Here is a 21234-nt window from a genome sequence, read left to right as displayed (position 1 = left end):
GCTGGCTTTTGACAAAAGTCAAAAAACTATTTTTGCTTTCTAATTCTGCTTAAGGTTTCTTGAGAGATCCCCAAATATGAAGCAATGTGTCCTAAAGATACCCTTTGAAAGAGTTGAGGATTTCTTTCCAGTAAATTTTGATACCGTTCCTTTGCGCTCAACATACGCAGTTCGTTTGCTTGTATCTCGTTCCGCATGTGATAAAATTCGGTTAACTTCCTGCCTGAAAAATTAAATTCCATGAAGTTTAAGTATAATTCATCCAGTTTTTCTCTTTTTACAGCAATTAGTTTGCAGTCTTCTAAAGTTTCAATGTATTCAAAACTCGGGTTGCCAGTATAAAAGCTGTAAACAGAAATGAGAAGTTGATTTTCGAATAAAAACCAGGTATTTGTTTCTTTGCCTTCTTTATCGAGATAGAATATTCTAGCGGCTCCTTTTACAATAAAGTAAATGGTATTGCTGCGCTCGCCAACACTTAAAAGTTTTGTTTTTTTTGCAACTTCAATTACCTCACTGTTGGCAATGATGGCCGATTTTATTTCATCCTTTAGTGGATAAATATTATCAAAAAGGTTGAAGAGATTTTGATACTCTCCCAGAAATACCTGATCAGCCATAAAAATTTATCAATTATACGGATAATCGCAATTTATAAACGGTGGTTTTCAGTTCATCCGTATCTCTATCTTCACAGAGTAAAAATTCAAGTGTACTTGCCGTTTTCCTGAATAATGAAATCCCTTCAAACTTATGTAAGCCAGGAATCCTGTAGGAAAAGTTGAGCTTCAAACTTTCTGGATTTATACTGCCGATAAAACTGCCCAAAATATCTCCATCGGTATAAGTTGATTTGGTATCTTCGGCCGTAGAGATGAAATAGACATCATTGTTCGCAAGCACTGCATCGGTAAACGAAGATTCTACATGGTTAATATTGGGGAGCTTCAAGCTGGTAAATGATATTTTTTCAGCTTTTGCTAAATCTTTTTCAAGGATCCGGAATATTCCGTTTTTGCCATCGTTGCCATTTCCCCTGTTAAAAAGCAACCAGAACCGACCGTTAAAAATTGCTCCTTCGATGTTGAAATTTTCATCGTTAATTTTTGCAAGGACCTTCATTTTTTGATAGACATTGGTCAAATTTTTTGTTAGAATTCGTTGTGATTTAGTATCAAATTCTACCATCAAATTTCTTCTTGAGGTAGACCCTGATCCTAAAATGTAAAACCGATCTGCATACTGATAAAGCACTTCGAAATCTGGCTTTTGTGGTTTTGGAATGTTTTCCAGGCCCTTTAGTTCACTATCAGATAAGACTTGGATTTTTCGTAATTTTTCACTTTTAATATTGAACTCGTTCAGGTAACCACTGTTATCTCCAATAATGTAAAGCAAATCTGCTTTGGAGATGATACCCGAAGCAGAACCAATTCCCCGTATTTCTTTAAAAATTTCTAAATTGATTGAATACATAATTTTAAAGTAACAATAAAAGCACCGAATTAATCGGTGCTTTTATTCAAATTTGAGCCGGTCAAAGTCCTCCCTCGGGGGAGGATTTAGGTGGGGCTTTATTTCTTCAGCCCAATCTCTCTCAGCCTTTCGTCCAAATATTCGCCAGCTGTCATATCGCTATAGGCCTTCGGGTGTTCGGCATCAATGGTTGAAGGCAGACTTGTCAAATCCATATCACTGCGGGGATGTAAGAAAAATGGAACCGAAAAACGAGAAGTTTTCATCAATTCGCGAGGTGGATTTACCACTCTATGTGTGGTTGATTTTAATTTGTTATTGGTTAAACGTTGCAGCATGTCGCCTACATTTACAACGATATCGGTGTGGTGTGCTTTAATTGGCAACCATTCATTGCTGCGGGTTAAAACTTCCAAGCCGTCTGCACTGGCTCCAATTAAAAGGGTAATTAAATTGATGTCTTCATGTGCGCCGGCACGAACTGCATCATCAGGAATTAACTTTGGGTTTTCAATAGGGAAGTAGTGAATACCTCTTAAAATTGAGTTTCCGTTGTGTACATGTTTATCAAAATAATCAACTGGCAATTCCAGGTAAGTAGCAATGGCACGTAATAAGTGTGTGCCATTTTCCTGAAGTTTTTTGTAGATATCGCCGGTAACTTTATTAAATTCTGGAAGCTCTTCTAACACTTCGTTGTCCGGATATTCATCTTTCACCGGGTCGCCATCGGTAACTTCCTGCCCAATTTGCCAAAACTCTTTCAAATCTGGTGTTTTAGCGCCTTTTGCTGTTTCTTTACCGGCACTAGTGTAACCGCGTTGCCCGGCCAATTCTGGTTTCTCGTATTTCCTTTTGGTTTCTACAGGAAGTGAAAATGCAGCTTTAATGTTTTCGTAAAGCTTATCAATCAATTCCTGACTTAAACCATGGTTTGTGATAGTTACAAACCCCGAATCGTTGAAGGCTCTGCCCAACTCATCAGAAAATTTTTTACGTTCTTCTTCAGTTCCGTTGATATAAGAACCTAAATCCAAACAAGGAATATACGGTGTAGACATAAATTTATTTTTAATGTGATACGAATTTAAAAAAGAATTGTTAATAAGTGCGATCGTGGCTAGTATTGTGGATATAAAAATTTAATTACCAGTAATTTAAGTTATTAACATTAACAGGTAAGTTAACAATTTGTTGCAATTGTCATTCAAAATCCATTATTGTATCCACACAAACTAGTTGCACTTTATTTTCGTAATATTATTAACGAATGCAAATGAAAGCTGCTTCAATAATTAACACACAAAATGAAAAAAATAATTTTAATTCTACTATCAATCCTGACATTGAACCAAGTTCAGGCGCAGGGCAAAAAGACTGAAAAGGCCACATTTGGAATGGGTTGTTTTTGGTGTACAGAAGCCATATTTCAAAGGCTTAAAGGTGTTACCGCTGTAAAATCTGGATATGAAGGAGGGCGGTTAGCCAATCCAACTTATGAGGAGGTTTGTACGGGTGCAACAGGACACGCGGAGGTTTTAGAGATTACTTATAATCCAATGGTGATTACTTACGATGAACTGTTGGAAGTTTTTTGGAAAAGCCATGATCCCACTACACTAAACCGCCAGGGTGCAGATTCGGGTACACAGTATCGATCAGTAGTTTTTTATCATAATGCTGAGCAAAAAGATTTAGCTTCTAAATATAAAGCGGAGTTGAACAAGAAAAATGCTTTTGGCAAACCTGTGGTTACTGCTATCGAGGCTGCAAAACCTTTTTATGTAGCTGAAAATTATCATCAAAATTATTATTTGAAAAATGGCAGCGAGCCTTATTGCAGAGCCGTAATTTTGCCCAAAATGCAAAAACTGGAGAAAATATTTAAAGATAAGTTGAAGAATTAATCATTAGAACGATCGTCATTCCTTACTTCAAGGGAATGACGATCGACTAAAAAAATTGATATAGCCACAGCAGTTGTACTTAGTAGAATGAGTAATGGCTCAAAACTTGGTTTCTAAACCGCATTGACGCGGTATCCCGCGATTCTTTCTTCATCGGGGATTTAGCTCCCGCCTGCCGGACGGGCAGGGAAAGGCGGACTGCATTACCCGAATAGCACTACAGTACCTTTCCAAAAAAATGCTCTTTTTGATTTAAGAATTGTCAATTACCTCATTGGTCAGTTAAACAATGAAGCATTCCTAAAACTTTACGCTGGTAAATATTACATTTGCAGTATGAATACTGGCTTACAGCTTTACAATACCCTTTCGCGTAAAAAAGAACTTTTTCAACCGTTAAACGCTGCTCATGTGGGCATGTATGTTTGCGGACCTACCGTATACAGCGATGTGCATTTGGGCAATTGCCGTACATTTATTTCTTTTGATTTGATTTTCAGATACCTGAAATATTTAGGTTTTAAGGTTCGTTATGTGCGTAATATAACCGATGCAGGGCACCTTGAGGGAGATAGAGATGAAGGAGATGATAAGTTTGCAAAACGTGCAAAGCTGGAACAGTTAGAGCCTATGGAAATTGTTCAAAAGTACACTCTGGGTTTTCATGATGTGTTGCGGATGTTTAATACCTTGCCACCGAGCATCGAACCAACCGCCACTGGGCACATTATCGAACAAATTGAGATGATCAAAGTAATTATCGCCAATGGCTATGGTTATGAGGTGGGCGGAAACGTTTATTTTGATGTAGAAAAATACAGTAAAGAATATAATTATACTATCCTCACCAATCGCAATTTAGAGGATATGTTGAATAATACCCGCGAGCTAGGCGGGCAAGATGAGAAACGTGGGCGTTTGGATTTTGCCTTATGGATTAAAGCGAAACCTGAAACTTTAATGCAATGGCAATCGCCTTGGGGATTAGGTTTTCCGGGTTGGCATATCGAATGTTCAGCCATGAGCGCAAAATACCTGGGCGATGAATTTGACATTCACGGTGGAGGGATGGACTTAGCCGCTACGCACCACACCAACGAAATTGCGCAATCTGAGGCTTGTAGTCACAAACAACCTGCCCGGTATTGGATGCACACCAATATGCTTACTGTAAATGGAACGCGAATGTCTAAATCGGCTGGCAATGGTTTTCTTCCGCTCGAATTATTTACCGGTGCCCATCCGCTTTTGCGAAAAGGTTATAGCCCGATGACGGTTAAGTTTTTCATGCTTCAGGCACACTATCGCAGCACTTTAGATTTTTCTAATGATGCGCTCGATGCTTCTGAGAAAGGTTTCCGCAGGCTGATGGCTGCAGTGAGTTTGTTGGACAAATTAGCCGTTTCTGATCAAAATGATTTTGATATTGTTGCCCTTAAAGAGAGATGCATTGCCGCAATGAATGATGATTTTAATAGTCCGATTTTAATTGCAGAGCTGTTTGAGGCCGTGAGGATTATCAATACAGTTTACGATGGAAAGGCGAAGATTTCAGCTGAATCTCTTGAGCAACTGAAAGCATTAGTGAACGATTTTGTTTTCGATATTTTAGGCTTAAAAGACGAAGATGCAGGGAGCAACGATTTAAATGGTGTTTTGGAAATGGTGATCGATCTTCGTACTGAAGCGAAAGCCAATAAAGATTATGCTACCTCAGATAAAATTAGAATTGGATTACAGGAGTTGGGAATTCAACTAAAGGATAGCAAAGAAGGTACAACTTGGAGTAAGGTTTAGGTTTAGAGGGGATCATGTGGTTTAATAATTAGAAGCATCAATGAGATTGCCATGTCCAGATGAAAAATCCGGACTCGCAATGACGAACTCATTGATGCACTTGATTTTTTTGATACCCCGCTCTTCCGTCCTTGCGAGAATATTCTCCGATTTTTCATCGGTAATATTCGTGGCAATCTCCTTCATAATTTAAGAATTAACAATGAATAAAAAACTTTTATTTTGGCCTCTAATTGCTTTGCTAAGCTTTCAGGCCTGTAAAACTAAATCAGATAAGGCTGGCGATACAGAGACAAATACAGCTATAACTTTAGTTTCGCCAGAATTTAATGCAGATAGTGCTTATGCTTATGTGAAAGCACAGGTTGATTTTGGACCAAGAATTCCGGGTACTTTGGCACACCAAAAATGTGCTGAATATTTGGTTAATAAATTGAAGTCATTTGGCGCAGAGGTCAAAATTCAAGGAGAGAAAACGCAAACTTACGATGGCAAGACCTTTCAGTTAAAAAACATTTTTGCCAGTTTTAATCCGGAAAATAAAATAAGGGTTTTAATTACGGCCCATTGGGATGCCCGTCCGTTTTCTGATCAGGATTCGAATCCTGCAAATCACAATAAGCCTTTTGATGCGGCAAATGATGGGGGCAGTGGTGTTGGTGTGATCCTTGAAATGGCAAGGCAAATTCAGAAAAAATCGCCAAACGTAGGTATTGATTTTGTATTATGGGATTTGGAAGACTATGGGAAAGCAAATGATGAAACGCCCGACGAGGTAACCTGGTGTTTAGGTTCACAATTTTGGGCGAAAAATGCAATTGCTGCAGGCTATAAAGCTGGTTATGGAATCAATCTCGACATGGTTGGAGGTGGGAATGCCCAGTTTACGCAAGATGAAATTTCGAGGCAGGCGGCGCCTGACGTAGTGAACAGGGTTTGGGATATTGGTAATGAAATTGGTTATTCATCGTACTTTGTTCGCATTCCGAGCGGTAAAATTGTTGATGATCATTTCTGGATGAACAAAGCCGGAGTGCCATCCATTGATATTATTCACTATAACGATAACAGTGGTTTCTACATTAACTGGCATACCCAATTGGATAACCTCGCAAATATTGATAAAAATACTCTTAAAGCAACCGGGCAAACGGTTCTGGAAATGATTTATCGTGAAAAATAAAATGTGTAATTGTTAATTACTTTTGAAAAGACAGCATCTAAAAAATTCTATATTCGCCAAACATATATCTAAAATTTATAATGAAACAATTATTTTCAACTGCAATATTATCACTTTTGGCAATTGGTGCATGGGCACAAAAAAATGATGGAACCACGAAGTCATTAGTAAGTGCAGAAAAAGATTTCGCAAAATCTATTGCAAAAAATGGAGATAAAGATGCTTATCTGGAGTATTCATTAGCAAGTGGGTTGGTTTTCAGACCGAACCCTGTTAATGTAAGAACTTTTTATAATGCACAGAAAACAGATGAAAATACCGTTACCTGGGAACCAAATTTAGCAAAGGTTTCCCGTAGTGGCGATTTAGGTTTTACTACTGGTCCTTACGCTGTGAGTGGTTCGGAGAAAAAATATGGTCAGTATCTATCCATTTGGAAATCGGAGAATGGCAAGTGGAAATTAGCCATTGATTTAGGCACATCGAGCAATAAACCTTTAGATAAATCTGCTCCTAAATTTATTGAACCAAAAGACCATGTTGCCCCAAAATTTTTGAATGAGAAACAATTAAAGGCTGGAAAGGATATCATTTCTACAACTGAGAAAACTTTGAACACGCTTTTGAAAACACATGGTATTGCCGCGTTTGGTGGCTTTTTAACAGAAGATGCCCGTCTGTTATTTCCGGGTAACGAAGCCATTAACGGAAAAGGCAAAATCATTTCTTTTTATAACGGAATGATTAGTAAAATTAACTTAAAAACAACTGGTGTTGATAAGGCAATTGGCAGTGATTTAGCTTATACTTATGGCGTGGCCACAATAGATTATAAAGCCGATTTACGCGAAAGTTTTAACTACGTTTTTGTTTATGAAAAAGCTGCAGATGCCAGCTGGAACTTAATTCTGCAGGCTTTTGTACCCGCAGAAAGATAAATTTACATTGTGAATTACAAGGGCTTTCGATAAAAAGATAGCCCTTTTTTTATGTGCTATTGAAGCTGTTCTTTGCACTTTCGTTTCCCTTTAGCCCCGATTGAAGCGGGCACGAATCCCGGTTTTCTCGGGAGAGTAAAGCGAAAAGCGGGAACAACATTAAAAATAGTACTGTTTATGCGCTCCAGAAAATATAATAACAAATCATTTTACGTTTTAAGTTCATGAATAAAAGATTACAGATCATACTTCTGCTCTCGCTTACATTTTTACAGGTTTCAGCTCAAAAGCAGAAATTTGATTTACAGGGTAAAGCTGGTGCACGTGGAATAATGCCCGAAAATACAGTTGAAGGTATGCTCAAAGCCCTTGATTTGGGGGTAACGACCCTAGAGATGGATGCCGTTATTTCCAAAGATAAAAAAGTTGTGCTATCTCAGGAGCCCTATTTTAACAATGAAATATCTTTAATGCCAAATGGTAAACCGATTTCTTTGAAAGATCAAAAGAAATACAACATTTACAAAATGGATTACGAGGAGGTGAAGAAGTTTGATGTTGGAAGTAAAGTTCATGCTCGTTTTCCCGGTCAGGTGAAGTTTAAAGCCTATAAGCCTTTGCTTAGTGAGACGATTGACGCGGTAGAAACTTATGTGAAAGAAAAAAGGTTAAAAAAGCCTGTTTATAGTATTGAAACGAAAACGATTAAAAGTGGAGATAACGATTTTCATCCTGAGCCTGCTGAGTTTGTAGAATTGATTATGGAAGTGGTCAACGCAAAAAAGATTTCGAAACGGGTAATTATTCAGTCTTTTGATATGCGAACGCTCCAGTATTTGCATGAGAAATATCCTAAAATACAAACTTCGCTTTTGATTGATGAAAAAGAACCTTTCGAAGATTATATTGAAAAATTAGGCTTCAAGCCTACCATTTACAGTCCATATTCGGTTTTAGTAGGTAAAGGATTGGTAGATCGCTGCCATGCCATGGGCATCAAAATTATTCCGTGGACGGTGAATGGTTTAAAGGAAATTAACTATTTTATCAGCCTGGGCGTTGATGGTGTAATTACCGATTTCCCAAACTTAATGGGGCAGTTGAAATAAAATTTGAACTACAAAAAAAGCGTCTCGATTTAACCTCGGACGCTTTTTCTATGGCTATATGAACTAGCTGGCATAAACTTTTAACCTTCAACTTAATACTAGTGATGTGATGATTCAGCCTCTTCTGCTTTTGAATGCGGTTTCTCTGTTTCATGGTGACCAGATCCTTCTGGTGCGTGAACGAAAATTGGTCTGGTAAAGGCTACAAGAAGGATTAAAACAATAATCCAAGCTGTTAATGGCAATGCCCAAATGCCTTTTGTTTGATGAACTGGTGCGTGTGAATCGTGAGCTGACATGTTAAATATTTTTGATTTGAAAAATTTTGCTTTCTAATTGGCATAAAGATAAGAACAATTATCCTAAATTATAAAGTAACCATCGGTTGTAGGCTAAATTATTTGATTGCTTTTCCAATCTATCTTTCTCAGATAAAATCGTGACAGGAGGAGTCGATGATTGATCTATAACAATATTAGAAGGCCTTTGTTATTAATTTATAGGCGTAAGATATAGGTCTTAGAACAAACATATATAAATTAGCTCGTGACCTGTCGACTGTTAAAACTGTTTCGGTTTTTGTTTTCTTTCCGCAAGCTCCACAACCTCTACAATTCTTTTAGCTTTTGTTTCAGGTCTCTTTGCAAAAGCAATCCACTGTAAAATGGCTTTCCTCACTGATTTGCTTAAACCTAGAAAAAATTCTTTTGCCTCTCGTTTCTTTTCAAATTCATGCTCCAGTTCTTCGGGAATTGTTAATTCTTCTACTTCATCTAGAATTATCCACGAGCCATTCTCTTTTGCCCGAGCAATACTTTCATGGCCAGCTTTGGACATCAAGCCATCATCTATCAATGCTAAAACCTTTGCTTTATTAATTTTAGACCAAGCGCTTTTCGGTTTTCTCTTGGTGAAAAATTGAATAAATCTTTCCTCGTCAATTGATTTTCTGATGCTATCGATCCAACCAAAACAAAGCGCCTCTTCAACCGCCTCCACCCAAGAAATGGTGGGTTTGTCAGCACTTTTTTTATATTGAATCAACCAGATCGATGTTGCCGTTTGGTGGTTTTCTTTTAACCATTCTCGCCATTCGTTTCTGCTAGCAGGGCAAATTGATTCTATATCCTTCTCCATTATAACGTGCTATTATTCAAAACTAAAATACCATTTAGATATGGAGATTGTATTTTTTAAAACAAAAAAGAGGCTGTCTCAAAAAGGCAGTCTTTTTTTTTGTAAAAAAAATAATTTTTTACCTTTTAAATTTGGTTTATTACGTTGAATTTCAGATATTTAAGTATAAATAATTGAGGTTTATGCCAGTCCAAATACCAGTTTTCAAGCCCTACTATCAAGACCAGATTATGGCTATTCCGCCTACTCTGGATGAACTTGTGGCAAAAGGCCATCCTGTTCGCATCGTGAACGATGTTATTAACCGAATCAATATCCAGGGGCTGTTGGATGCTTATAAGATTAAGGGTACTTCAAGTTACCATCCCCAAATGCTGTTAAAGGTTTTGGTATATGGGTATGTGAGCAATATCTATAGTAGCAGAAAGCTGGAGGTAGCCTGCAGAGAGAACATCAATTTTATGTGGCTCAGTGGGATGAGTTATCCCGACCACAATACCATCAACCGTTTTCGTGGCGTGCGGCTTAAGGATGCACTTCGCAGTGTATTTGAGGAGGTGGTAAAACTTTTGGCAGCAGAAGGCCTTTTAAGCATTGAAGATGTTTATACTGATGGTACCAAGATAGAGGCCAATGCGAACAAGTATACCTTTGTGTGGAAAAAAGCCATCCAGACCAATAAGGAGAAGATGAAGAAAGCCTTGAGTGAAATCTGGCAATATGCCCAAAGTGTTGCCAAAGTAGAAGATGGACTGCCCGAACCACCGGATTTTACCGATATAGATACAGAAAAGGTACAGCAGACCGTGGATACGCTCAATGCAGTATTGGCAGAAAAAACAGATCTGGACAAAAAAGTCAAAGCGAAGCTGAGGTATATAACCAGGGAATATCCGGAAAAGATAGCAGAATATGAGCGTAAAGAAGAAATCCTGGGGGAACGCAACAGCTTTAGTAAAACCGATACCGATGCGACTTTCATGCGGATGAAGGAAGACCACATGCAAAATGGCCAGCTCAAGCCAGGTTATAATGTACAGATATCAACCTCAAACCAGTTCATCGTAAATTATACCATTCACCCGAACCCCACTGATACCACTACTTTAAAAGAACATATCGAGCAACACCAGGCAAGCTTTGGTAAAACCCTGAAGACCATTACCGCAGATGCAGGTTATGGAAGCGAGGAAAATTATGAGATCATGGAAGCTGGCCAGATTGAAGCTTACGTAAAATATGGCATGTTCGACAAGGAGCATAGTGAAACCCACAACAAGAAGAAACCATTTGCCCAGGACAGGCTATTCTATAATCGGGAGCAGGACTGCTATATATGTCCAATGGGTCAAAAAATGAATTATATCGGCGATAGCAAACGAAAAACCAGTACCGGATTTGAGCAGACCAGCAAAAGGTACCAGGCAAAGAATTGTGCCACATGCCCACTCAATGGGACTTGCCACAAATCTCAGGGAAACAGGATCATAGAGGTCAACACTAATCTGATGCGACATAAAGCAAAAGCATATCAGCTACTCAACAGTGAAAAGGGGGTTGAAAAACGAAAGCAAAGGTGTCATGATGTTGAACCAGTATTCGGGAATATTAAACAGAACCACGGGTTCCGCCGCTTCATGCTCCGAGGGAAAGAAAAGGTGTCAATAGAATGGGGATTACTGGCAATTGCACAAAATATTAGAAAAAAAGCAGCCTAAAAAGGCTTGCTTTTGCCCGTTTTAACAAAATAATGGTTAAATAAACATTTCTAGCCAGCAATAAACGAAGAACACATAGGATTTATTTAAATACAAAAAAAAGCTGCCTCATGTATTTTGAGACAGCCTCTTGTAAATTTGATTGATTTTTTATAACAAATCTTTAATGATCTTTTCTATTGATAATCCTTCTGCTTCAGCACGGTAATTTCTAACAATACGGTGGCGTAAAATAGGTTCTGCTACCGCTTGAACATCTTCAATGTCTGGAGCATATTTTCCTGAAATAGCCGCATGACATTTTGCTCCTAAAACCAAAAACTGTGATGCTCTTGGCCCGGCACCCCAGCTAATATATTTGTTTACCGCTTCTGTCGCAAACTCACTATTCGGTCTGGTTTTAGAAGCCAGCTTTACCGCATATTCCAAAACATTATCCGTTACCGGAATATCGCGAATCAGCTTTTGGAAAAACAGAATATCATCAGCTTGAATAATTTTCTCGAGCGCTATGGTTTTATTGCTTGTAGTATTTTTAACAATATTAAGCTCATCGGCAAATGCCGGATAATTTAATTGGATATTGAACATGAAACGATCGAGTTGCGCTTCGGGTAGGGGATAAGTCCCTTCTTGTTCAATTGGGTTTTGCGTAGCCAACACAAAGAATGGCTTTGGTAAGGTATGGGTTAAGCCAGCTGCTGTAACCGATTTCTCCTGCATGGCCTCTAGTAAAGCGGCCTGCGTTTTTGGCGGAGTACGGTTAATCTCATCAGCTAAAATAATATTCGAAAAAACAGGACCTTTAATAAATTTAAAGTGCCTGTCTTCTCCTAATATCTCTGCGCCAATGATATCACTTGGCATTAAATCGGGGGTGAATTGAATTCTATTGAAATCCAGATCTAAAACCGAGGCAACAGTTTGAACGAGTAAAGTTTTAGCCAATCCGGGTACGCCAACCAACAAACAATGTCCGTTGCTAAAAATGGCGATCAAAACTGATTTAATGATATCATCTTGTCCAACAACAACCTTACTAATTTCGGTTTTAATTTTGTTGAAAGTGTGATGAAGTGCGTCAACGGCTTCTACTTCGTTTTTGTACTGCATTCGTGTTATTTTGCGGCTGTAGTGGTCTTAGTCCAAATTTTTAGTTCATCGCAGGTATTAAACTCGTCGTCGATTTTAATGTAAGTGCTTTCACGACGTTTTTCAAACCATTCGCTTAAAGTACGATTTATTTTATCACTTTGAGCGGCGTCTCTAATTTTTGGAAAATCTTGTGCCATGTTCGCTTTGTGAGGGGGAATTTTAGACTTCAAATAAAGTAAACGATAGCCTTGTTTGCCATCAGCTGCAGTATATAAATCAGGTTTAGAAATGCCGCCAATTTTCATGGTATCGATTACCAAAAATACAGATGGATCTAATTTATCAATAGGGATAAAAGTAGTTCTGGCTTGAACGTTTTCTGCGTTCAGCATCATACCGCCATTATATTTCGATTCTTTATTGTCTGAATATAAGTTTGCCGCAGCGGCGAATGATAGTTTGTTAGCGATAATTTTGTTGTAAACACTATCGGCATGAAGTTTTAAACGGGTTAAACTTTCTGGTGTTGTTGCGGGTCTTACCAGGATGTGACGGGCGTGAACCTGCTCACCACGACGCTCAATTACCTGAAGGATGTGGAAACCAAATTCAGTTTCAAATACCGGAGAAATTTCTCCCGCTTTAAGTTTGAACGCCCAGGCTGTAAACTCCTTTGCCATCATACTTCTATCAAAGAAACCTAAATCTCCACCATCTGCAGATGATCCCGGGTCTTCAGAATATGTTTTAGCCAGAACTCCAAAATCGTCGCCACCTTTAATTCTTAAACGTAACGCTTCAATTTTATCCCGAAATCTTTGCTTTTCAGCTCTTGATAATTTTGGATCAAGAATGATCTCTCCAACTTCAACTTCCGTGTTAAATTCTGGAATGCTATCACCCAACGATTTGAAGTATTTCTCAACTTCCATTGGCGTAACATTAATATTTTCGGTGATTTTACCTTGCATTTTCTGAGCGATTAAACCATCTTTAATCGTTGGTCTCATCTCATCCTTATATTGCAAAACCGATTTATTTAAGAATTGCTCTAAACGCTCCTGCCCACCGGCACGTTGCATCATCGAACGCATCCGCTTATCCACCTCATCGTCTACCTGGCCATCTTCTACCATAACCGAATCGATTTCTGCTTGTTGTTTCAGCAGTTTCTGAGTCAAGGTGTTTTGTAAAATTTTACACTTTATGCTTTCATTTGGAGGGTTTCCCTGGTATAGGTACTGCGTATACTCCTGATTCAAATCTGATAGTAAAATAATATTATTACCTACCACAGCAGCAACTTTATCGATGTTATGTTTCCCTGGTTGGGCATAACTGTTTAACAGTGTGCAAATTAATGCTGTTGCTACTAAAAAAAACTTCTTCATTCTTTGTGTTATATTTTGCAAATTTAATACTAATCTTTTACCAAAATAGAGTTACTGTTTTGCGAGTTTTCTTAACTCTTGCTCATTAATCTTAATCTGGTGTTTTTGTCTGAGCCCTTTCAGCCAGTTTTCCTCCAGGCTTTGCTGATAGTCGGCAATTACCTGACCTCTCACATCACTCAATGGCTTATTGTAATTCTGTTGGTTTTTATTATAAAATTCCTGTAATGCTTGCTCATCGTCTTGCGCTTTGTTCCATATCTTTTTTTCGGAGATGTTAAACATCAAAACGCCTTCTTTGTATTCATTGAGCAAAAAATCCTGATCCTTATGTCTTGCATCAGCCTTTTTATGTGCTACCAGTGCAATTTCGTAAGTTTTAATCTCTTCCTGATAAATGGAATTCTTATCCAAACCCATTTCTCTGGCATCCAAAACTTTCAATTTAAAATTTATATACAAGTTCAAATAGTTTTCCAAACTGGCATAATCAGTGCTAGAAATACCATTATGACTCTTTTTATAAGCCCATAAAAACTCTTTGCTACTTATTGATTTACCATTGATTGCAGCCACGTTTTGTGCAAACGAATAACCGAAAATAATACTAAAAATAAATAAGCAACAAGCCTTTTTTGAGCAGAGCACTCTATAAATTTTAAGGGATAAAAGTAACAATTAGCGGCGCTATTATAAGATATTTAACTAATTTTAACAGAAATTATTATCCTACAAAAATACGAATGGAAAACCAGCTTACCAACAATGCGAATGCTTTACGTTTATTTTTTACTGAAGATATTTTTTTAGTGAAGGATGAGTCTGTTCAAATCGCACTTGTTGATAACGAAAAGCCTGTTAGTAACCCGATTGTATCTGAGACTGATTTAACTGGAGAAAAAATTTTACAACCTAAAAGTGAGGCAATTTTAGTAGAAACAAATGAAGAATCTGCCAAAAGCTACACCCCTCAAGTAGAAATTCCTCGTGTTTTGGCTGAACCAAAATCGCCAAAAACCTTTAAATTTTTGGGCGGAAACAAAAAGTCAGTTTTGATTTTGGTGAATGATAAACTGAATGATGTAAGCACTGCTGAAGGAAGGGAATTACTGCGCAAAATTGTTAAGGCAGTTGATTTGGGTACGCCAGACTTTGCGGTAGTGAATTATGCACAATATATGGGAACCGAATATGTTGATTTCCATGAGTTTTTTAAACCTGCAATTATGCTTTCGTTTGGGGTAGAAATTTCTGATCTGAAACTGAATCTGGTTTGGCAGAATGAAATTATTCAGCATGAAAGTACAAAAATCATCTTCGCACCCAACCTTCATCAATTGGATAGCGATTTAACCGCTAAGAAATTACTTTGGGGAAATTTGCAGAAAATTAAGTTATAGATTTTAAATATCAGAATCTGTTTGTTCCATTACCTATTTACTATTTTCCATCTAACATCATGAAGAAGCTTGTTTTTGCCACCAATAATCAACATAAGACAGAAGAAATCCGGCTGGCGATGGCTGGAGAATATGAGGTTTTAAATCTGAATGATATTGGCTGTGATACAGATATACCCGAAACTGCTAACACATTTGAAGGGAATGCCAGTTTAAAGAGTAAATATGTTGTAGAGAATTTTAATTTAGATTGCTTTGCTGATGACAGTGGTTTAGAAGTTGAAGCTTTAAATAATGAGCCTGGTGTTTTTTCTGCCAGATACGGTGGGAGTAGAGATAGCTTGGAAAATATGCAACTGGTTTTACAAAAACTCGAAGGACAACACAATCGTAAAGCAAGGTTTAAAACCGTTATTTCCTTAATGCTGAATGGTGTCAATCATATTTTCGAAGGAACGATTGAAGGTAAGATAACCCAAAACTTAACTGGATCAAATGGATTTGGCTACGACCCAATTTTTCAACCTGATGGTGATTCTATTACTTTTGCTGAAATGGATATGGCTAAAAAAAACAAGATTAGCCATAGAGCCATTGCGCTAAAAAAGATGATTGAGTTTTTGAAAGCCAGCTAAACGTCATTGCGAGTCCCGATTTTTCATCGGGCGTGGCAATCTCATTGAGGTAAATAACAACAAAAAAAGAGAACTACAATGACGATTGGAAGGTTACGCTATGTTAGAGATTGCCACAAACATTACCGATGAAGAATCGGAGAATGTTTTCGCAAGGACGCTCCAGGTGCTTGTAAAACTCCGTTTGCATTAATTTACAACTTCTTTGTCGCTTTCTTTAAAGTATCGACTTTCGGCAAAATAGGTTTAATCCCGGAATTAACTGTATCTAAAGGGTTAGCCAAAGGCACATTTTTGTTCAAATTAAAGTTTACTTTTCCATTGGGTAGTGTTAACTTTTTAGCAGGAATCTTGTTAATATTTTTTTGAGCTGGAACGGTACCTTTGCTTGCCAAATTAGTTTTAGCGGGAGGTGTTTTACTTTTTGATTTCGTTTTGCCCGATGAGCCAACGGCATCTTTCTTAGCTTTTGGTCTTTCTTTAGGTTTCCATGAAAAGCCTTTTAACACGTTATCTTTAGCAACCTTATTTTCTGGGTTTAGCGCACCTTCAACACCTTTAATGTAAACAATGTCTTCAATGTCGTTTTCATTATCCTGAAAAATAAATTTAATCCTACTGCTCAAAGTCTGATTCATTTCCTTGTAAACCTTTGTGCTATCATCCTGCGTGTAGTAAATACTTTCAGCATTACCATCAACGTACATGGTTTTGAGCTTGCCATTTCTAAAAAAGCCAGTCATTAATCTGCCTTTTATCTGGTTAAAACGCAAAGAATCTTTTGGTGTGTTTACTAAGAAAGCATTTTTAATGGCTTGCAGGTTGTTTAACTTCTTGTTTTTAAACTGAACATAAATCGTATCTGCAATTTGCTGTGATCCTTCTGACCAAATAATCGGATTTAGAAAACAACGAAGGGTAGAGTCGGCGCTGGTATAAAATAAACTATCCGTTTTTGCCTGGATATTTGTTTTGAAAATTTTCACGCCGTGATAAGCCTTAATTATCCTGGCCTGAACGGTATCTGCGGGATTGAATTTTGCGGTATCGTTTTTTAGGGCACCTTTTAAACTGGCTAAGTTTTTAGTTAAACCATCTTTGGTTACTACTTTCGAGGCAGGCTTTAATAAACTATCAACTTTTAATGGATTAATGTTTTTTATCTCGCCAGCCTTTGCAGTAAGTTTTTTTGTTAAGCTATCCTGCTTTAATTTCGGCAGATTTTTAACAATAGAATCTGCCTTCGCCTTAAGCAGATTTATTGTACTATCCCCCTTTATTTTAAGTGGAATTTTACTTAAAGAATCAATATTTAAACTGTCTGTGGATCTACTGAGGGATAAATTCTTTTCATCATTTTGACTAGGCTCACTCTTTGATTTGTTTTTGGCTTTTTTATCGTTTTTAACCTTTTCTCCAATTACTTTATCAGTGCTTCTTGTTGGTGTTGGCTGATCAGGGCTTGCTTTCTTTTCTTTAGTTGCGCCATCTTCTTCATCGTCTTCTCCAACTTCGTTATCTGCTTTGATAGAAATTTTTGGAATCAACTTTAACGTTTTCTGCAATACCATTTGGGTTTCCAGGGTATCGGCACCCATCCATAAACTATCCGGGCGTTTTTTTCCCTTTACCAGAACAGAATCTTCAGTGCCAATACCTAAATATGCATTTCGGGTTACCAGTGTCCGCTGATCAATTTTGTAGTAGTAGCCTAAATCGCCAAACATTTTCATTTTGTCCTTGGTATCAGAGAATACGATATTTTTAACAGCTTTCCCGTAACCTATCTTTCCAAAATAATAAAGACTATCCCCCTTCAAAGATCTTGTTCCTTGCGTGTATAAATTTTTCTTTCCGAAATAAGCATCTTCTGTCGTCGTATTATAGGCGCCATTTTCTGTGTAAAGGTTATCATCTTTTCCTTTAATGTTAGTAGGGCCGTAAAAATATGTCCATTTGGTTTGTGTATTATAACGTAATGTATCCGATTTAATGGTTACTTGAGGCGTAACTACAACTACATTGTAGCGAAAGTAAGCATCGCTAGAAGTACTAAAATAGTAGCCATTTTTACTCGTTAAGGTAACTTGTTCGTTCACTATTTTTCCGCCACTGGTATAGGTTCCGATTTTGCTTAAGGTATTATAATCCAAAACATTTGTTGTTAAAACCGATGTCGGATCAACCATTCTCACATTTCCGGTTAGGTGCGCCTGTTTTTTATTTCCATCATATTCCAATTGATCGGAGTAGATATCAGTTGTTAATTGATTAATGTGAACGTTTTTAAAAGCTTCGAAATAATTTCTCTCACTGTAAAATACAGCACTATCGCAGGTTAGTGTTGCATTATCTTGCTGAAAAATGGGAAAGCGTAAGTAGCTGATTTTATTTTTTGTATCACCGCTTATTTTCGCAAACGAAACAATTTTGATCTTCGTTGCCTTTTGTTGGCTAAAAAGATATACCGGAAAGAATATTAAAAATAAAAAGACAAATAGTTTTTGCACTTTACAAAGTTAGTTTTTTGTTCCGAACGTTCGGAATACCAGTTAAAATTAAATATTTTTGGTGGATGTTACCCTTAAAGCCATTTCAGGATTTTATTAATCAGCACGAGCTGTTTGCCAGGGATGATAAGATTCTTTTAGCCATAAGCGGCGGGAAAGATTCGGTTTTAATGTTGCATTTGTTTAAGGCAATAGGCGTTAATATAGGTGTGGCGCATTGTAATTTTAATTTAAGAGGTGATGAAGCGCAACGTGATGAAAATTTTGTTAAAATGCTTAGTGCAAGTCTTGATGTTCCTTTTTACCTAACGCATTTTGATACCAAAAAATATGCCGCAGAAAATAAAATTTCTACCCAGATGGCCGCCCGAGATTTACGTTACCAGTGGTTCGAAGAAATTAGGATAAAATACAGTTACGATTTGGTTGCTTCGGCACACCATCAAAACGATACGGTAGAAACCATGCTGATTAACCTTACTCGTGGTACAGGAATAAGTGGCTTGCACGGTATTTTACCAAAGCGACAACATCTAATCAGGCCTTTATTATTTTTAAATCGAAATGAGATTGATGAAATAATGGACAAAAATCATTTAGACTTCGTTGAGGACAGTTCGAATCAAAGTACACAATATACCCGGAATAAAATTAGGTTAAAAGTAATTCCACAACTTAAAGAGATCAATCCCGACTTAGAAAAAACTTTTGCTGAAAATGCAATTCGGTTTGCCGAGGTAGAAACATTTTTGAACAGGCATGTAGAAGAATTATCTACAAAAATTCTCAATAAAAAAGCTGATGGTATTTACATTGCAATGGATGAAATAGTAAATCTGAATCCACAAAGGTTGCTGCTATTCGAATTGCTAAAACCATATGGATTTACAGAATCAGTTGTTCAGGAAATTTTAAGTCATTTAAATTCATTGAGTGGTACGCATTTTTTCAGCTCAACTCATCAGGCTATTATCAATAGAGATTATCTGGTAATCGCCGAAAAGAATGTCGACTCAGTCTTCAATCAGTTCATTCACCCATCAACACAAAATATCCTATTTGGAAAGGATGAAATAACACTTTCGTTTTCTTCTGAAATCAAATTCGAAGTTGATCATTACAAAGCTTTCGTTAATTCGGATAAATTAATTTTTCCGCTGATAGCAAGAAATTGGCAGAATGGCGATAAGTTTATCCCCTTGGGTATGCGACAACCCAAAAAGGTGAGCGATTATTTTATTGATGAAAAGGTGCCAATACATTTAAAAGCCACCACACTGATTTTAGTAAACGGGAATGGCGATATCGTTTGGATCGTGGGTATGCGTCAGGATAATCGATACAAATTAACAGCAGCAACAAAAAAAGTTGCTATATTCGAACTCAAAAAAAAATAAGTGGAAAGCAAATACGCCTACATCGAAAAACAATATATCGGTCGTGATTATGTTCGCATTTTCATCAGGTTAATAATGGCCGCTTTCTGTTTTGCAGCTTATGTTTACGAACGCGATCGCGATAACACCCAAGACTTATTTTTGGTGGTTGGCTTCGGCATTATCGGTGTTTCCATGTTACTGCTTTTCTTAATCCAGTATAAAATTATAGTTGATAATGGCAGTATGATCTTAGATGGCCTTTGGACTACAAAACGCGTTAAAATTGATTTAAATAGCATTGTTGATGTTCGTAAGGCAACTTACAGCCGTTATTTTTTTAATAACCCGGTTTATAATCTTCATACTAAAGGCACCATTCGCTTTTATTCTTCAGGTAAAGATGCCGTTGTTTTAACGGATCGGGATGGCCTGGAATATTTCATCGGCACCCAAAGACCAAACGAACTTTTCCTTGTGATTAAAGAGGAAATGAGAAACCTGAAATAATTTCCGGGTAAAAATTTTTTCAAAAATCAGCATCTATAACTTTTCCATAATTCATTTAATGCCACAGCTATAGGTTGAAGGTGTTTTTTTGCATTGGGCATTTTGATTGAAATATGCAATCGATAAATGATTGTTATGTCGAAATTAATATTTGCTGGTTTGCTAGGATTTGCATCTATTCCGGCTATGGCGCAAACCTATAACGCAAAATTTTCAAAAGACTCATTAGGGATTTTAAATACCAGAGTTGAGGTATTGAAGATGAGTCTGAAAGTTTTAGAGCTTAAAATTAAAGAAGCGGAAGAAGAGGCTGATGTAGAGAAATTGCGATTGAAGCTTCTGGAAGCAAATGGAAATGCCAAAGCTTCTTCTGAAAAGCATATTGAAAATATCAACAAATCTGGAACAATGGTCGATCAAAAAGCTGCTGAAAAATTGACTAAAAAAGCCAAAGGAGATGCTGATGATGCGCAAAAGGCTTTAGAGCGATACAATAAACAAATTGCGAAAGCAGAAGACATTCGTACTCAAATACAAGGCGAGGAACGCAAACTAGGGTATAGAAAACCGCAGATTATTTTGATTACAAAGAGTGTTAGCCGCAGATTCGCAGATTTTTTAAGATTATTTACTATGAGCACCTATTACAATGTAGATGATTATCCTTTCAAGAAGAATGTTATTTAATAACAGGGATTGCTATGGAAATTCATTGGATCCTTGGAAAAGGGTTTTCTGAAATAGTATATAAAGATGCATTTGAATATGAGCTAGTATCTAGATGTATTTTCTTATGAGAGGAAAAAAAAATTTTGGTTAATTATAAGGAGCTCATCCTTAAGCATAAATTTTATGCCGATTTTGTGATTGATGATAAAATAATTCTTGAGGTTAAATCCAGCAGTGGAATAGTTGACGGACATTATGCTGAAGTTTTAAATTATCTAGCGATCTCGAATTTGCGGATTGGCTTAATTGTTAATTTTATTGAAAAATCTCTTCAACACAAAAGAATAATCAGTAGTAAATAGTCATAAATATTCCTCGAATCC

The 21234-nt window shown here is 37.2% G+C and carries 21 protein-coding genes and 1 pseudogene; 12 read left to right on the top strand and 10 right to left on the bottom strand.

Annotated features, from left to right (window positions below; translation table 11 throughout):
• Positions 1 to 26: 26 nt before the first annotated feature.
• From AC3ITD_RS15315 to AC3ITD_RS15305, 3 genes are all read right to left on the bottom strand, one after another.
• A complete protein-coding gene (locus AC3ITD_RS15315; protein WP_489361014.1) occupies positions 27 to 620 on the bottom strand; it encodes a Crp/Fnr family transcriptional regulator in 594 nt (197 codons plus the stop codon).
• 13 nt (positions 621 to 633) lie between these two features.
• Complete coding sequence (locus AC3ITD_RS15310) at positions 634 to 1476, bottom strand: DUF6929 family protein (protein ID WP_489361012.1); 843 nt, start codon at positions 1474 to 1476, stop codon at positions 634 to 636.
• A 98-nt stretch (positions 1477 to 1574) separates the two neighbouring features.
• Entirely contained in the window at positions 1575 to 2537 is a 963-nt protein-coding gene (locus tag AC3ITD_RS15305; protein ID WP_489361010.1) for an isopenicillin N synthase family dioxygenase, read from the bottom strand.
• Between the two features lie 246 nt (positions 2538 to 2783).
• Between AC3ITD_RS15305 and msrA the strand changes: the two genes are divergently transcribed.
• Together msrA and cysS are read left to right on the top strand one after the other, a co-directional pair.
• Positions 2784 to 3383, top strand: coding sequence for a peptide-methionine (S)-S-oxide reductase MsrA (gene msrA / locus AC3ITD_RS15300; protein ID WP_056848477.1), 600 nt, complete (start codon positions 2784 to 2786; stop codon positions 3381 to 3383).
• Positions 3384 to 3719: 336 nt separating this feature from the next.
• Positions 3720 to 5180: a cysteine--tRNA ligase gene (gene cysS, locus AC3ITD_RS15295; protein ID WP_489361007.1), complete on the top strand. Its 1461-nt coding sequence runs from the start codon at positions 3720 to 3722 to the stop codon at positions 5178 to 5180.
• A gap of 21 nt (positions 5181 to 5201) precedes the next feature.
• Here the strand turns inward: cysS and AC3ITD_RS15290 are convergent, their stop codons facing one another.
• The gene (locus AC3ITD_RS15290) at positions 5202 to 5366 is read right to left on the bottom strand and encodes a hypothetical protein (protein ID WP_489361005.1); all 165 of its coding nucleotides are present in this window, start codon (positions 5364 to 5366) and stop codon (positions 5202 to 5204) included.
• Between the two features lie 16 nt (positions 5367 to 5382).
• Here AC3ITD_RS15290 and AC3ITD_RS15285 point away from each other — a divergent pair, with 16 nt between their 5' ends.
• The 3 genes from AC3ITD_RS15285 to AC3ITD_RS15275 all read left to right on the top strand — a co-directional run bounded on the left by AC3ITD_RS15285 (position 5383) and on the right by AC3ITD_RS15275 (position 8410).
• The gene (locus AC3ITD_RS15285; RefSeq protein ID WP_489361003.1) at positions 5383 to 6363 is read left to right on the top strand and encodes a M28 family peptidase; all 981 of its coding nucleotides are present in this window, start codon (positions 5383 to 5385) and stop codon (positions 6361 to 6363) included.
• Between the two features lie 80 nt (positions 6364 to 6443).
• Positions 6444 to 7301 carry a DUF4440 domain-containing protein gene (locus tag AC3ITD_RS15280; RefSeq protein ID WP_489361001.1) on the top strand — a complete coding sequence of 286 codons (858 nt, stop codon included), beginning with the start codon at positions 6444 to 6446 and terminating at the stop codon, positions 7299 to 7301.
• 224 nt (positions 7302 to 7525) lie between these two features.
• The gene (locus AC3ITD_RS15275; RefSeq protein ID WP_489360999.1) at positions 7526 to 8410 is read left to right on the top strand and encodes a glycerophosphodiester phosphodiesterase family protein; all 885 of its coding nucleotides are present in this window, start codon (positions 7526 to 7528) and stop codon (positions 8408 to 8410) included.
• A 98-nt stretch (positions 8411 to 8508) separates the two neighbouring features.
• On the opposite strand, the gene AC3ITD_RS15270 is transcribed toward AC3ITD_RS15275, so the two are convergent.
• Both AC3ITD_RS15270 and AC3ITD_RS15265 read right to left on the bottom strand, forming a co-directional pair.
• Positions 8509 to 8709: a hypothetical protein gene (locus AC3ITD_RS15270; RefSeq protein WP_056848482.1), complete on the bottom strand. Its 201-nt coding sequence runs from the start codon at positions 8707 to 8709 to the stop codon at positions 8509 to 8511.
• Positions 8710 to 8971: 262 nt separating this feature from the next.
• Positions 8972 to 9547 carry a YdeI/OmpD-associated family protein gene (locus AC3ITD_RS15265; RefSeq protein ID WP_489360997.1) on the bottom strand — a complete coding sequence of 192 codons (576 nt, stop codon included), beginning with the start codon at positions 9545 to 9547 and terminating at the stop codon, positions 8972 to 8974.
• A gap of 182 nt (positions 9548 to 9729) precedes the next feature.
• Between AC3ITD_RS15265 and AC3ITD_RS15260 the strand changes: the two genes are divergently transcribed.
• Positions 9730 to 11265, top strand: a complete 1536-nt coding sequence (locus AC3ITD_RS15260) for an IS1182 family transposase (RefSeq protein ID WP_489360995.1) — start codon at positions 9730 to 9732, stop codon at positions 11263 to 11265.
• A gap of 150 nt (positions 11266 to 11415) precedes the next feature.
• Here the strand turns inward: AC3ITD_RS15260 and AC3ITD_RS15255 are convergent, their stop codons facing one another.
• From AC3ITD_RS15255 to AC3ITD_RS15245, 3 genes are read right to left on the bottom strand one after another with little or no spacing between them, the layout of a single operon-like run.
• Positions 11416 to 12378, bottom strand: a complete 963-nt coding sequence (locus AC3ITD_RS15255; RefSeq protein ID WP_489360993.1) for an AAA family ATPase — start codon at positions 12376 to 12378, stop codon at positions 11416 to 11418.
• Positions 12379 to 12383: 5 nt separating this feature from the next.
• Positions 12384 to 13751 (bottom strand): peptidylprolyl isomerase, encoded by a 1368-nt coding sequence (locus AC3ITD_RS15250; protein ID WP_056848484.1) that lies wholly within the window; start codon positions 13749 to 13751, stop codon positions 12384 to 12386.
• Between the two features lie 51 nt (positions 13752 to 13802).
• Complete coding sequence (locus tag AC3ITD_RS15245) at positions 13803 to 14327, bottom strand: hypothetical protein (protein ID WP_265801725.1); 525 nt, start codon at positions 14325 to 14327, stop codon at positions 13803 to 13805.
• Positions 14328 to 14494: 167 nt separating this feature from the next.
• Here AC3ITD_RS15245 and AC3ITD_RS15240 point away from each other — a divergent pair, with 167 nt between their 5' ends.
• Positions 14495 to 15151 carry a hypothetical protein gene (locus tag AC3ITD_RS15240; RefSeq protein WP_489360990.1) on the top strand — a complete coding sequence of 219 codons (657 nt, stop codon included), beginning with the start codon at positions 14495 to 14497 and terminating at the stop codon, positions 15149 to 15151.
• Between the two features lie 59 nt (positions 15152 to 15210).
• Positions 15211 to 15786: an RdgB/HAM1 family non-canonical purine NTP pyrophosphatase gene (gene rdgB, locus AC3ITD_RS15235; protein ID WP_489360988.1), complete on the top strand. Its 576-nt coding sequence runs from the start codon at positions 15211 to 15213 to the stop codon at positions 15784 to 15786.
• Between the two features lie 194 nt (positions 15787 to 15980).
• Here the strand turns inward: rdgB and AC3ITD_RS15230 are convergent, their stop codons facing one another.
• Positions 15981 to 18296, bottom strand: a complete 2316-nt coding sequence (locus tag AC3ITD_RS15230; protein ID WP_489360986.1) for an OstA-like protein — start codon at positions 18294 to 18296, stop codon at positions 15981 to 15983.
• Between the two features lie 65 nt (positions 18297 to 18361).
• Between AC3ITD_RS15230 and tilS the strand changes: the two genes are divergently transcribed.
• From tilS to AC3ITD_RS15210, 4 genes and pseudogenes are all read left to right on the top strand, one after another.
• Positions 18362 to 19693: a tRNA lysidine(34) synthetase TilS gene (gene tilS / locus AC3ITD_RS15225; protein WP_489360984.1), complete on the top strand. Its 1332-nt coding sequence runs from the start codon at positions 18362 to 18364 to the stop codon at positions 19691 to 19693.
• A complete protein-coding gene (locus AC3ITD_RS15220; protein WP_010601266.1) occupies positions 19694 to 20182 on the top strand; it encodes a hypothetical protein in 489 nt (162 codons plus the stop codon).
• A gap of 135 nt (positions 20183 to 20317) precedes the next feature.
• Positions 20318 to 20869 carry a hypothetical protein gene (locus AC3ITD_RS15215; RefSeq protein WP_489360981.1) on the top strand — a complete coding sequence of 184 codons (552 nt, stop codon included), beginning with the start codon at positions 20318 to 20320 and terminating at the stop codon, positions 20867 to 20869.
• Positions 20870 to 20883: 14 nt separating this feature from the next.
• Positions 20884 to 21213 (top strand): annotated as a pseudogene (locus tag AC3ITD_RS15210) (GxxExxY protein).
• The last annotated feature ends 21 nt before the right edge of the window (positions 21214 to 21234 follow it).

The organism is Pedobacter sp. KH_004, from assembly GCF_057840755.1.
The sequence above is the reverse complement of the archived record's forward strand: the minus strand, read 5'-3'. Positions and strand labels throughout refer to the sequence as shown.